A 12,138-nucleotide genomic window follows, 5' to 3' on the forward strand; every position below is an offset into this window, starting at 1 on the left:
GTGCAGGTAGGCGCCGCGGATATTGATGTCGTCCTTGCTGCCGGCCATGAACATCCAGGCCGAGACGCCGTTCACCAGAATGCCCACTCCCGCAACCACGGATACGGTCAGGCCCTGCACCGGTACCGGATGCAGCAGCTGTTGCGCGGCCCCCCATGCGATGGCGCCGCAAGCGGCCATCAGCAGCATGCTGTTCACCAGCGCTGCCAGCATGGAGGTGCTGCGCAGGCCATAGGTGTAGCGTGGGGACGGTTTGCGCGCGGCCAGGATCGCAGCGGCCCAGGCCAGTGCGAGGCCCAGCACGTCGGACAGATTGTGGCCCGCATCGGCCATCAGCGCGGTCGAATTGGCGAGGAAGCCGTAGAAGAACTCCACGGCCACGAAAATGGCGTTCAGCGCGATGGCGATGGCGAAAGCCTTGCCGTGGCTGACTTCTCCGTGGTGATGGTGATGCCCATGGTCGTGGCCATGGCCGTGATGATGATGGTGGCCGCTCATGGCTCGTTCCCGTTAGGTGGTTCAGCGATATGTTCGAGCATATCGTGGAGGACACCGCTGATGTGCGCATCGGCGGCGGTGTAAAAAACCTGCTTGCCCTGGCGCTCGGACTTCACGATGCGCGCCGCGCGCAGCAGGCGCAGGTGGTGGCTTACCAGGGAACTGGAAAGCTGCAGGCTGGACGCGATCTCGCTGACCGCAATCGGCGCTTCCACACAAGCCAGCACGATGCGCAGCCGCGTCGGATCGCCCAGCAAGTGGAACAGGTCGGCCAACTGCGCCACCGAGCCGTCGTTGTCAGGAAATATCGCCATAGCTTAACATATGAATAGGTCTTCATATGTTATCACAACCCACGGCGTAAAACAGGTGGCAGGCACGATGTGCCTGCCACCAGCGGTTCAGGGTTTGGCGAGTGCCTCTTCCACGGCGCCTCGGGTTTTGGCGTCGAGGGTAGGCAGGACTTTGTCGAGCTTTTCAGCGCGGGCGATGGCGGCGGTTTGCGCCGGCGTCAGTGCAGGCGCGCTGCGGAACATGGCTTGTCCCGCCAGCACCACCAGTGCGGCGACCAGCGCGATGCCCGCAGCGGCGCCCAGCAGGCGCAGTTCGCGCGGCGAGAATCCCTGGTGGGAAGTTGCGATGGGGCGCACGCCGGGCACCGCGGGCGCCGGCTCGAATTCGGAATGCGCCGCCGCGGAAGCAGCGCGCGCCGGCGGCAGGCCGCCCGCGCTGCGTGCATGCTGCGCCAGCTCCATCGAAGCCGCTTCGATGCGCTCCAGATGGCGGTCGACCGTTTCCTCCAGCACCGCCTCATTCAGGGCCACCAGTGCGAAGATGGGATCGTCCACATCGACCTTGATGCCAGTCTTGTCGAACACCTGGCTACGCAGTTTGGCGCGGTCCATGGCGACTTACCAGTTCACCAGGTCCAGCTGCTCATACAGGTCGCGGAACACGACCTTGATGCGCTGCTTTTCCATGACGTTGAACTTGTCGCTGGACTTCACTTCGTCCACGGTCAGACGCGCAGTGTTCATCTTTTTCACGTCGGCGCCGAACGTATCGGCATTGCGCTGGGCCAGCACCACGCGGCCGCGCACGCGCGCGGAGTTGTCGGCGTAGGTTTGCGATTCGATGAAGGCTTTGCCGGAGGCCGATTGCAGCAGGCCGAAATGCTCGTTCTCCCACAGTACCAGTGGCACATGGGTGGACTTGGCGGTGGAGACGAAGCCCATCGCCGTATCATGCAGCGTATCGCCGCCGCCCACGATGGTGTGGATGTAGACCTTGCGGCCCGATTCTTCCAGCAGGTTAAAGCAGTCGTTCTCGATCAGATAGGCCAGCAGCGGGGAAAAGGTATTGGCGCCGTTGTCGATCACGCAGTTGCCGTCCGCTTCCAGGATATCGATCATCAGCGAGTCGAAGCGCTTGGGATCGATGGTACGCGATTCCGTCATGACGGGAATGTGCTTCACGTCCAGCGCCTTGTAGCGCGAGAAGGTGGTGTTTTCCTGGTCGGTGTCGTAGCAGCGCAGCGGGGTGTCGCCTTTGGACTTCAGCCATTGTGCGAGGATGGTCGATACCAGCGTTTTGCCGATGCCGCCCTTACCCTGCAGGACGAAGTGAACCGTGTTTTGCATTCTTGCTCCTGTTATTTGTGGCAGGATGCCGCGCCGCTGTCGCGAGCCTCCCGTTCCTGCGAACCCGGGCGCATTGTATCGGCCGCCAGGAATTCCCATTCATAGCCATTGTCTTTCAATTTAAGCTTCAGCACACCCACCCGCCAGTTCTGGCGCACTTCGCTGTTATCCACCGTCCAGCGATAGGGCGTGAGAAAGGCGCCTCCCGTACCGACCACGAACTGGCGCAGGCCGCGCGCGTCGTCCCGCTGGCCCTTATCGTCCTGCGGCGCAAAGCGCTCGTAGTCGTGATCATGGCCAGATAACACCAGCTCCGCGCCCGCTTCGTACAGCAGGCGCCAGGCTTCGCGCATGTGGTCGGTCATGGGGTGCCCGCCAGAACTATACAGCGGCGAGTGCCAGTAGGCGAGGGTGCAGAGCGCCGGATGGGCCGCCAGGTCGTCTTTTAGCCACACGAGCTGGCGCTCGTGCTCTTCGCCTTTCATTTCACTGTTTAAAGAGATGAAGTGCCAGCCGCCCATGTCGAAGCTGTAATAGCCACGGCCGCGCTGCCCGGCAGCGTTGCCGAAATAATCATAGTAACCATTGGCCGTGCCGCTGTAATACTCGTGGTTACCGGGCGTAGGATGGGTGCGCGATTTAAAACGGCCCCAGGTCGGCTCATAGCATTCCGTGAATTCGGCTGGCTTGCCGTTCGGGTAAGTATGGTCGCCCAGGCTCAGAACCACGGCCTGCGGATCGCCCGCCGCGATGATGGCAGCGGTCTGCGCGGCGCCCGAATACTCGGCGCGGGAGTAGCGGCAGTCGGCGATATCGCCCGCTGCAAACACGGTCAGCGGCGCGGCGTCGGCGGACATCGCGCCGGCGGCCAGCGCCAGCGCGGTTAGAATACGGGTCATGCAAGTCATACCTTCAAAAGAACAGGAAGCCATTCTGCAATCCCGCGCGCCCACGCTGATGATCGAGGCGCGCGCCGGAACTGGCAAGACTACCACGTTGGCCATGCTGGCGGCACGCGAGCCGGGCGTGGTGCTGGGCCTTTGCTTCTCGGACGGAGCCCGCATCCGCTTCGAGGACAAGCYGCGCGACGAGGCGCCCGGCCGCAAGGTCACCGTGCTGACGGTGGAAGGCCTGGCGCGCTCGCTGCTCAATCGTCTGATCCAGGGCAGCTATTTCGACAAGCCATCGCGCCTCGCCAGCGCCGAGCAACTGCGCCCGCACGTGGTGGAAGCAGCCAACGCGGTATGGAACAAGTATGAGCAGCGCGGCTATACCGATTTCGATTTCGACTTCGAATACCGCACGCCGCGCATCGAGCAAATGCTGCAACTGCTTTCGACGCTGAAGGCCACGCTGGCTTCGCTATCTTTTGACGATGAGGACTTTGACGATTACGGCGTCGAGGAACTGGCCGAGCGCTTCAATGTGGACCGCGAAGCGATCGAGATCTGCCGCGAGTTCGAACGCCGCCGCCAGCCGCAGCAAGGGTTCTACGTGTGGCAAAGCCCGGCCGATATGGTGACCGATCTTGTGGCCATCCTGCGCCGCAATCCCTACGCGCTGGATGCGCTGCCRCAGGCGGACCTCTGCCTGGTCGATGAATGGCATGACGTGAACGCCGCCGAATTCGAGCTGCTGCGCTTATTCCGACGCGACGCGCGCTTGGTGGTAGTGGGCGACCGCCATCAGGTCATCAACGCAGAGCGCGGCGCCGATCCGCAGTTCTCGGCCGAAGCCTTCGATCTGGCGTGGCCGCGCACAGAGCGCCTGCCACTGAGCCAGTCGCGCCGCTGCGGCGTGTCGATCGCCAAATTGCTCAGGCAGGTGCTGCCTGCCTGCCGTTTCGAATCGCATGCGGACACTTATTCCGAACTGCGCCGCGTGCAGTATGCGCCGGGCCAAGGCGCGGCAGCAGTGGCCGACCGCGCTGCGGGTTTGGCTGCGGATGGCGTGAAGCTGTCCGATGTCGCCGTGATCCTGCGCGAGGCCGACCAGACGGTGGATATCGAAAACCTGCTGCTGGACCGCGCCGTGCCTTACGTATGCGATGGCGTCGAATCCTATCTGCTGCGTCCTGAAATCCTGATGCTGCGCGCATTGCTGCACATCGCCAGCGGTGACTACGATACGCTGAAGGGCGACAAGGAAAGCTGCGAGCGCATGGTGGACAGCCTGCTGGTCTATCTCTCTGTCTCCGCTGCCAGCACCGACTGGGAAACCGGCCACGAAATCTATGGCAGCGGCAGCTGGCTGGAAATGGCGCGCAATGACGTCGTGGCGCAGCCATCGGCGCTGGACAATCTGTTCACCAGCGTGCTGTGTGCCGACAAGGAAGGCGATAGCCCGACCACCTTGCGCTGGAAGCAGCGCTTCCGCCAAGTGGTGACGATGCTGAAGGAACGCGCTGCGGAAGCCAGTGCGCCCGAACTGCTGGCGCTGGCCAGTCAGGCACTGGACCTGCCTGCCGCCACGCGCACGGCTTTCGTCAGCCATAGCCGCGCCGACTCTGCGCTGCGCACCATCCGCGCGTTCATCGCCTTCGCCGAGCGTGGAGGGCAGCGCTCCGCCGCCGAATTCCTGCAAGACCTGAAGCAGCGCCAGGACCGCACGCGCGCCGAAGTGAATTATCTGCGCGAACGCCGCCAGCTGGTGCTGACCACAGTGCAGGCCGCGAAGGGGAGGGAATGGGCCCAGGTACTGCTGCCCTGCCTGGAGCAGGGCCAGTTCCCGCGGGGGGGGGATATGGCCGAAGAACGGCGCTATTTCTACGTGGCGGCCAGCCGGGCGATTACCGGCCTCACGCTGTTCGAACCGGACGAGCAGCACGCCGCTCGCCGCAGCTCCCTGCTCAATTAATAAAGCGTAGCAGGCCTTGCAGGGCGTGGATCACGGTCTGCTCGCGCACCGCGTGACGGTCGCCGGAAAACACCAGACGTTCGGTGTGCACGGTATCGCCATTGGCCCAGCCGAAGCAGACGGTGCCTACCGGTTTGCCCGGCACGGCGCCGGTCGGGCCGGCGATGCCGGTGGTGGACAGCGCCACGTGCGCATTGCTGGACGCCAGCGCACCCTGCGCCATCGCGGCTGCCACTTCCTCGCTGACGGAGCCGAACTGCGCGATCAGCGCGGCGGAAACGTCCAGCATCTCGCTCTTGGACGCGTTCGAATAGCACACGAAGCCGCAGTCGAACCAGCCGGTCGAGCCGGCGATTTCGGTAATGGCGGTAGATACGCCGCCACCGGTGCAGGATTCTGCGGTCGCCAGCAGGAAGCCTTTGTCTTGAAGAGCCTTGCCCACTTGGGCGGCCAGTTGGTTGATGTCGACAGTCATAGGCTCTCCTTTTGGCTTCGAATTCCGATGGCTTCATTCTAGCTCGCCACCGCAGCGCTTGACCACGCTGCACCGCAAAAAGTGTTGTCCAGGCCAGAATCACATGTCAATTGCTAGCCGGGAGAGGCTGCAATGACGCGGTTTCTCAATAATGCGCTGCTTTCTTATACTCAACGATAGAATAGGGGGAACAACCCCGGCGCGCGAGGCAAGGTGGCTCCCCTGCACTCCTTTCACAGGCAAAAGATTCCCGGCGGCTGGCTAATCATGCTGGCTATGGCCATCTTTCCTTTATTCGCCTCCGCCCAGGCCGGCAGCGTGTTGGAACGCCAGGTCAAGGCAGCTTATCTATACAAGTTCGCAGGCTTCGTCGAATGGCCGGAAGGCAGCTTCGCCAAACCGGACAGCCCGGTCGTCATCGGCGTGGCTGGCGCCGATGCGCTGGCCGATCAACTGGAGGCAGCGGTCGCAGGACGCAACGCCAATGGCCGTCCGTTGCAGGTGAAGCGGCTGAAGCGCGGTGAGAGTGTGGCTGGCTTGCACATGCTATTTGTCAGCGCTGCCCTGGACAAGGCCAACGCCCAGGAGTGGATGACCGCTTGCCGCGGCCAGGCGGTGCTGACCGTGAGCGACGCCGACGAGAGCCAGGCCATGGGCAGCATCATCAATTTCGTCATGGTCGATGAGCGTCTGCGCTTCGAGGTGGCACTGAAGAACGCCGCCACAGCGCACTTGCGCATCAGCGCGCGCATGTTGCAGGCGGCATTGCGCGTTCAGCAGGTGGCGTCATGAGTGCGCGCCGCTCGCTGCGACGAAAGCTGCTGGGCGTGGTCATGCTGGTCACGCTGGTGGCGCTGCTGGTGTCGGTGGGCACGGTGATCGCCTACGATCTGCGGGCCTACCATCAAACCCTGATCGGCGACATGAGCACCCAGGCCGAACTGCTTGGCCACATGAGCGCACCGGCACTGGCCTTCGACGACCAGCGCCTGGCAAAGGAGAATCTGTCTCTGCTGCGCCTGCGCCCCAAGATCTATGCAGGCGCCATCTACAATGCACGCGGCCAGCTGTTCGCGGCTTATGTCGCGCCCACGCACGACGTCACCGTGCCGCGCGCGCCGGGCGAAGAAGGCGTGGAGTTCGAGGACGGCAAGATGATCATGTTCCGTCCGATTCGCGACAATGGCGAGTTGCTGGGCACTGTCTATCTGCGCTCCGATTATGAAATCCTCAGCCGCTTTGTCGATTACCTGATCATCGCCATTTTGGCCAGTTTGCTGGCGATGGGCATCGCCTACTTGCTGATGCGGCGCCTGAATCACGTGATTACCCAGCCGGTGCTGGCCATTGCCGATGTGGCGCGCGAGGTGGTGGCGACCGGTGATTACTCGCGCCGCGCCGCGCGTCTGTCTGACGATGAAGTGGCCGACCTGGCCGATTCCTTCAACAAGATGCTGAGCGAGATCGAAACACGCACGCGTGAACTGGAGAACTCCAACCGCGAAATCGCGCGCGAGGCCGAGCAGCGCAGCGAGGCGCAAAAGGAAATCATGCGCCTGAACGAAGAGCTGGAAAAGCGTGTGCACGAACGTACGCTCCAGCTGGAAAAGGCCAACGGCGAGCTGGCGATGGCGATGGAAGAAGCGAAGAGCGCCAATCAGGCCAAGTCGGCCTTCCTGTCGTCCATGAGCCATGAGCTGCGCACGCCGCTCAACGCGATTCTCGGCTTCGCGCAAATCCTGACATCGGACAAGCTACCGTCCACCTTGCAGCAGAAGAAGGAATTCGCCAACCACATCCTGAAGTCGGGACGCCATCTGCTCACGCTGATTAACGAGATCCTGGATTTGGCCAAGATCGAATCCGGTGCAGTGGCCTTGTCGATGGAGCCGGTGGCGCTCAATGAAATCCTGCAGGAGTGCGAGAGCATGGTAGGGCCGTTGGCCGGACAGCGCGGCATACGTCTGCTGTTCCCGGACTTATGCCTGGCCAATGTAAACGCGGACCGCACGCGTCTCAAGCAAATCCTGCTAAACCTGCTGTCGAATGCCATCAAGTACAACCGCGAAGGTGGCGCCGTGGTGGTCGATTGCAGTCCAAGCGGGCCGGGACTGTTGCGCGTTTCGGTGCAGGACACGGGCATGGGCCTGCAGCCGGAGCAGGTGCGCATGCTATTCCAGCCCTTCAATCGGCTGGGACAGGAAAGCGGGGCGGAAGAAGGCACGGGCATTGGCCTGGTCGTGACCAAGCGGCTGGTGGAGCTGATGAACGGCACCATCGGCGTGACCAGCAGTCTCGGTGTGGGCAGCATGTTCTGGATTGAACTGAAAGCCACCAGTCCCGTGCCATCGCGCGTGGAGCAGGGCGGCGAGCGTGCGGCCATGAGCACCCGCGAACATAGCGAAAACGAACCAGCCACCGTGCTGTACGTGGAAGACAATCCGGCCAATTTGAAACTGGTGGAAGAAATCATCAGCTTCCGTCCGGATCTGCGGCTGCTGTCGGCGCCGGACGGCCATCTTGGCATCGAGCTGGCGCGCGCCCATTTGCCGGACATGATCCTGATGGACATCAATCTGCCCGGCGTGAACGGCATCGACGCACTGAAGCTGCTGCGCAACGATCCCCGTACGGCGGAGATTCCGGTGATCGCACTGACCGCCAATGCCATGCCGCGCGATGTGGAGAAAGGCCTGGCCGCAGGGTTCTTCCGCTACCTGATCAAGCCGATCAACATCGACGAATTTACTGACGCCATCAACAGCACTTTAGCGTTCCTCTCCCGCAGGAACGAGAAGGAAAGGAGCACGCCGACGTGATTACGCGAGCCGATATCCTGAACGCCAACATCCTCATCGTGGATGACCAGCCCGTCAACGTGCAGCTGCTGGAATACCTGCTGCAATCGACCGGCTACACCCAGGTGAGTTCGACCACCGACCCGCGCGTGGTGGCGCCCTGGCACGAACAGAATCGCTACGACATCATCATCCTCGACCTGCACATGCCCGGCATGAACGGATTCGACGTCATGGATGCGCTGAAGCCGCTGGAACCGGATGCCTATCTTCCGGTGCTGGTGGTGACGGCGGAACCGGACAAGAAACTGGCCGCGCTGGAAGCAGGCGCGCGCGATTTCGTCAGCAAGCCTTTCGATCCGGTGGAAGTGCTGACCCGCATCCGCAACCTGCTGGAAGTGCGCCTGCTGCATCGCCAGGCGCGCGACTACAACACGCTGCTCGAGCAAACCGTGCGCGAACGGACGGCAGAGCTGCAGCGCTTCCGCAGCGCGATGGATGCGACGGCGGATGCCATCTTCCTGATCGATTCCGGCAGCTTGCATCTGGTGGACGTGAACGATGGCGCCTGCCGCATGCTGGGTTATGGGCGCGAGCAGCTGCTCGCGCTGGAGCCGGCCCGCATTGGCCTGGGTGGACGCGAGGTGCTGGAGCAGTGCGCCGAATCTGCGCGTGAAGCCGCAAACACGGCGTCCAGGGCGCCCGAGCTGTTCGAAACAGAGCTGACGCGCGCCGATCTGGTCACGGTGCCGGTGGAGGCGTATTGGCAGCAGCACGGCGAAGGCGAATCCTCCGGCAGCACTTTGATCTGCGTGGCGCGCGATATCAGCGAGCGTCGTCTGGCGGAAGAGCGCTTGCGTCATATGGCGCATTACGACAGCCTGACCGGCCTGCCCAACCGCACGCTGTTCTTCCAGACGCTGGCTGAATCGATCGAGCTGGCGCAGGACAAGGAATGGCGCATCGTGGTGCTGTTCATTGGCCTGGACCGCTTCCGCAATATCAATGATTCGCTGGGCGCTGCGGCGGGCGACGAACTGCTGCGCGATTTCTCGAATCGCCTGGTGCAGTGCGTGCGCATTCGCGACACCGTTGGGCGTCTCGGCGGCGACGAGTTCGCGCTGATTCTGACCATGACACGTGACCAGCAGGATGCGGTGCTGGTAGCGAACGAAGTGCGTGAAGCGCTGCGCGCGCCGTTCGAGCTGGATGGGCGTCAGGCCACGATGACGGCGTCAATTGGTATTGCCATGTATCCCGACGACGCCAACGACCCGGAGACGCTGGTGAAATACGCCAATACGGCCATGGAGCGGGCCAAGGAGGCGGGCCGCGACGGCTATCGCTTCTTCACGGCGGGAATGAACGTGCAGGTGCTGGCGCGCCTCGATCTCGAAATGGCGCTGCGCCGCGCGCTGGAGAACAATGAGCTGGAGCTGTACTACCAGCCCAAGGTGAATCTGCATACTGGCCGCGTGAGTGGCGCGGAGGCGCTGCTGCGCTGGAATCGTCCCGGCTATGGGCTGGTGTATCCGGCGGAGTTTGTGTCGGTGCTGGAGGATACGGGACTGATCGTGCGCGTCGGCACGTGGATCATCGAGTCGGCCTGCCGCCAGATCGCGGCGTGGATGCGCTCTCCCGTTGGACAGGTGCATGTGGCGGTGAACGTTTCGAGCCGCCAGTTCGTGGAGGGCGATCTGGAACACGAGGTGAAGGAATCGCTGGAGCGGCATAAGGTTCCGCCGGAGTTGCTGGAGCTGGAGTTGATGGAAACGGCCTTGATGTCGAATGCGGAGCGCACCATACAGGTGCTGGGCGCCTTGAAGGAACTGGGTATCAAGGTGGCCATCGACGATTTCGGTACAGGCTATTCTTCGCTGGCTTATCTGCAGCGCTTCCCGATCGACAAACTGAAAATCGATATCGCATTCGTGCGCGATATCACGACCAATCCGAATGACGCGGCGATTGCGCTGGCCATCATCAGCATGGCGCACTCGCTCAAGCTGCGCGTGATTGCGGAAGGTGTGGAGTCGCGTCCGCAGCTGGAATACTTGCGGCGTAATCGCTGCGACGAGATCCAGGGGTATTACTTCAGCCGTCCCATACCTGCGGGCGAAATGGGGCAGCTCGTCGAGGCCGGAAAATGCCTGCCGCCGGACCCGAACCAGGCGGCCGAACCGCCGCAAACCTTGCTGCTGGTGGATGACGATGTCAATGTGCTGTCGTCGCTGCACCGCCTGTTCCGCCGCGATGGCTACCGTATTCTGACGGCGGTGTCGCCGGCTGAGGGCTTCGAGCTATTGGCGTTGTATCCGGTGCAGGTGATCGTGTGCGACCAGCGCATGCCGATTTTGAGCGGCACGGAGTTTCTGGCCAAGGTGAAGGAGATGTATCCGGACACGATACGCATTATCCTTTCCGGCTATACGGGGCTGGAGGCGGTACTCGATTCGATCAATCGCGGCGCGATTTATCGCTTCTACACCAAGCCTTGGGATGACACGCAGTTGCGCGACAATATCCGCCTCGCTTTCCACCACTACTGGCTCATGCACGGCAGCGGCCGCCGCGCGGGCGAGCCGGGCGAGGACAACACGGCCATTGGCGGCCAGTGACGCGCCATCACGAGGCATGCACGGCGGATCGATGATCCGCCCTACGATGCGTGTGCGGCGGGGCATTGATCAGCCGAAAACCAAACGAGGCGTAGGGCGGCTCATTGAGCCGCCGTAAAGTGATCGAAGCCGCCCAGCTTGAGATCAAGGGTGGCGCCTGCCGCGTTGCTGAAGCGCAGGCCCGGCGCGGCCTCAATGCGCCCCACGCGCGTGACAGCGGTGCCGCTGGCCGCGCCGGCGGCAATAACCGCCTCGCGCGCCGACGCCGGCGCCGTAAAGCACAGCTCATAATCATCCCCGCCCGCCGCCGCAAATGCGCGTCTTAGCGCCAGGGGTTGCCCGGCCAGCACCGGCCCTGCCGGCAGCGCATCCACATCGAGCACCGCACCAACGCCCGAACGCTCGAGGATATGTCCCAGGTCACCCGCCAGCCCGTCCGAAATATCGATCGCCGCATGCGCAATGCCGCTCAATGCCAGCCCAAGCTGCACGCGTGGCGTTGGCATATGCATGCGCGTGCCGGCGGCGGCCAGCTGCTCCGGCGGCAGTGCCAGTTCGCCGCGATACCCCGCCAGCGCCAGCCGCGCATCGCCTAGCGTGCCGGACACCCAGATATCGTCCCCCACCTGCGCTGCACTGCGCAGCAGGGAACGTCCCGGCGCCACCTCGCCGAAGATGGTGATGCAGATATTCAGCGGTCCCTTGGTGGTATCGCCGCCAATCAGTTCGCAGTCATGCGCGTCCGCCAGCGCAAACAGGCCGGCGGAAAACGCGGACAGCCAATCGCGGTCCGCAGCCGGCAGGGCCAGAGCGAGCGTGAAGCCTACCGGGCGGGCGCCCATGGCAGCGAGATCGGAGAGATTGACGGCGAGGCATTTGTGCCCCAGGCGGCGCGGGTCTTCGCYCGCGAAGAAATGCCGGCCCTCGACCAGCATGTCGGAAGAAATGGCGGTCTGCATCCCCGGCGACGGGGCGAGCAGGGCGCAATCGTCGCCGATGCCTAATGCGGCCTTGCGGCGGCCTGGGCGAACGAAATAGTGTTTGATCAGGTCAAATTCTGAGAGCATCCCGCCATTGTAGCGGGGACGCTCTTAAACGTGCCTGTCGCGCAGATAGATCCAGGTGCCGCCCGAAGCGATGGCGGCGGTGGCGAGGGTAACGACCCAGCTGGAATCTGGTGGAGTGAAGAAGAGTGCAGCAGCAGTCGCAGGGAACAGGACGCCGGACATACGGGCCCAGGAGTGCCAGATTGC

The 12,138-nt window shown here is 63.1% G+C and carries 11 protein-coding genes; 4 read left to right on the forward strand and 7 right to left on the reverse strand.

Going from position 1 to position 12,138, the window contains the following annotated elements; translation table 11 throughout:
* From AB4Z11_RS08770 to AB4Z11_RS08790, 5 genes are all read right to left on the reverse strand, one after another.
* On the reverse strand, window positions 1-498 hold a 498-nt coding region (locus tag AB4Z11_RS08770; RefSeq protein WP_442024476.1), incomplete at its 3' end, for a cation diffusion facilitator family transporter.
* Window positions 495-812 carry an ArsR/SmtB family transcription factor gene (locus tag AB4Z11_RS08775; protein ID WP_442024478.1) on the reverse strand — a complete coding sequence of 106 codons (318 nt, stop codon included), beginning with the start codon at window positions 810-812 and terminating at the stop codon, window positions 495-497. The genes AB4Z11_RS08775 and AB4Z11_RS08770, both read right to left, overlap by 4 nt.
* An 87-nt stretch (window positions 813-899) precedes the next feature.
* Window positions 900-1,403 carry a hypothetical protein gene (locus AB4Z11_RS08780; protein WP_442024480.1) on the reverse strand — a complete coding sequence of 168 codons (504 nt, stop codon included), beginning with the start codon at window positions 1,401-1,403 and terminating at the stop codon, window positions 900-902.
* Between the two features lie 6 nt (window positions 1,404-1,409).
* Window positions 1,410-2,138 carry a hypothetical protein gene (locus AB4Z11_RS08785; RefSeq protein WP_442024481.1) on the reverse strand — a complete coding sequence of 243 codons (729 nt, stop codon included), beginning with the start codon at window positions 2,136-2,138 and terminating at the stop codon, window positions 1,410-1,412.
* A gap of 11 nt (window positions 2,139-2,149) precedes the next feature.
* Window positions 2,150-3,037, reverse strand: a complete 888-nt coding sequence (locus AB4Z11_RS08790; protein ID WP_442024483.1) for a metallophosphoesterase family protein — start codon at window positions 3,035-3,037, stop codon at window positions 2,150-2,152.
* Between AB4Z11_RS08790 and AB4Z11_RS08795 the strand changes: the two genes are divergently transcribed.
* Window positions 3,036-4,994 carry a 3'-5' exonuclease gene (locus AB4Z11_RS08795; RefSeq protein WP_442024485.1) on the forward strand — a complete coding sequence of 653 codons (1,959 nt, stop codon included), beginning with the start codon at window positions 3,036-3,038 and terminating at the stop codon, window positions 4,992-4,994. The genes AB4Z11_RS08790 and AB4Z11_RS08795 overlap by 2 nt on opposite strands.
* Here the strand turns inward: AB4Z11_RS08795 and AB4Z11_RS08800 are convergent.
* A complete protein-coding gene (locus AB4Z11_RS08800) occupies window positions 4,987-5,469 on the reverse strand; it encodes a CinA family protein (protein WP_442024487.1) in 483 nt (160 codons plus the stop codon). The two genes, AB4Z11_RS08795 and AB4Z11_RS08800, sit on opposite strands and share 8 nt — an antisense overlap.
* Window positions 5,470-5,736: 267 nt before the next feature.
* Between AB4Z11_RS08800 and AB4Z11_RS08805 the strand changes: the two genes are divergently transcribed.
* Genes AB4Z11_RS08805 through AB4Z11_RS08815 form a run of 3 tightly spaced genes read left to right on the forward strand, consistent with a single transcriptional unit; the run spans window position 5,737 to window position 10,885 of the window.
* On the forward strand, window positions 5,737-6,261 hold the full coding sequence (locus AB4Z11_RS08805) for a YfiR family protein (RefSeq protein ID WP_442024489.1): 525 nt from the start codon (window positions 5,737-5,739) through the stop codon (window positions 6,259-6,261).
* On the forward strand, window positions 6,258-8,288 hold the full coding sequence (locus AB4Z11_RS08810) for an ATP-binding protein (protein ID WP_442024491.1): 2,031 nt from the start codon (window positions 6,258-6,260) through the stop codon (window positions 8,286-8,288). The genes AB4Z11_RS08805 and AB4Z11_RS08810 overlap by 4 nt, the downstream gene beginning before the upstream one ends.
* Complete coding sequence (locus AB4Z11_RS08815; protein ID WP_442024493.1) at window positions 8,285-10,885, forward strand: EAL domain-containing protein; 2,601 nt, start codon at window positions 8,285-8,287, stop codon at window positions 10,883-10,885. Before AB4Z11_RS08810 ends, AB4Z11_RS08815 begins: the two co-directional genes overlap by 4 nt.
* Before the next feature lie 101 nt (window positions 10,886-10,986).
* On the opposite strand, the gene thiL is transcribed toward AB4Z11_RS08815, so the two are convergent.
* Window positions 10,987-11,952, reverse strand: coding sequence for a thiamine-phosphate kinase (gene thiL / locus AB4Z11_RS08820; protein WP_442024495.1), 966 nt, complete (start codon window positions 11,950-11,952; stop codon window positions 10,987-10,989).
* Window positions 11,953-12,138: the final 186 nt, after the last annotated feature.

This window comes from Pseudoduganella sp. RAF53_2, from assembly GCF_052113985.1.
Classification (GTDB): domain Bacteria; phylum Pseudomonadota; class Gammaproteobacteria; order Burkholderiales; family Burkholderiaceae_D; genus Rugamonas.

Excerpts from the sequence above, each read along its gene's own strand:
- AB4Z11_RS08775 (WP_442024478.1), bottom strand. The coding sequence starts at position 812 with ATGGCGATATTTCCTGACAACGACGGCTCGGTGGCGCAGTTGGCCGAC.
- AB4Z11_RS08780 (WP_442024480.1), bottom strand. The coding sequence starts at position 1,403 with ATGGACCGCGCCAAACTGCGTAGCCAGGTGTTCGACAAGACTGGCATC.
- AB4Z11_RS08785 (WP_442024481.1), bottom strand. The coding sequence starts at position 2,138 with ATGCAAAACACGGTTCACTTCGTCCTGCAGGGTAAGGGCGGCATCGGC.
- AB4Z11_RS08790 (WP_442024483.1), bottom strand. The coding sequence starts at position 3,037 with ATGACCCGTATTCTAACCGCGCTGGCGCTGGCCGCCGGCGCGATGTCC.
- AB4Z11_RS08800 (WP_442024487.1), bottom strand. The coding sequence starts at position 5,469 with ATGACTGTCGACATCAACCAACTGGCCGCCCAAGTGGGCAAGGCTCTT.
- AB4Z11_RS08805 (WP_442024489.1), top strand. The coding sequence starts at position 5,737 with ATGCTGGCTATGGCCATCTTTCCTTTATTCGCCTCCGCCCAGGCCGGC.
- AB4Z11_RS08810 (WP_442024491.1), top strand. The coding sequence starts at position 6,258 with ATGAGTGCGCGCCGCTCGCTGCGACGAAAGCTGCTGGGCGTGGTCATG.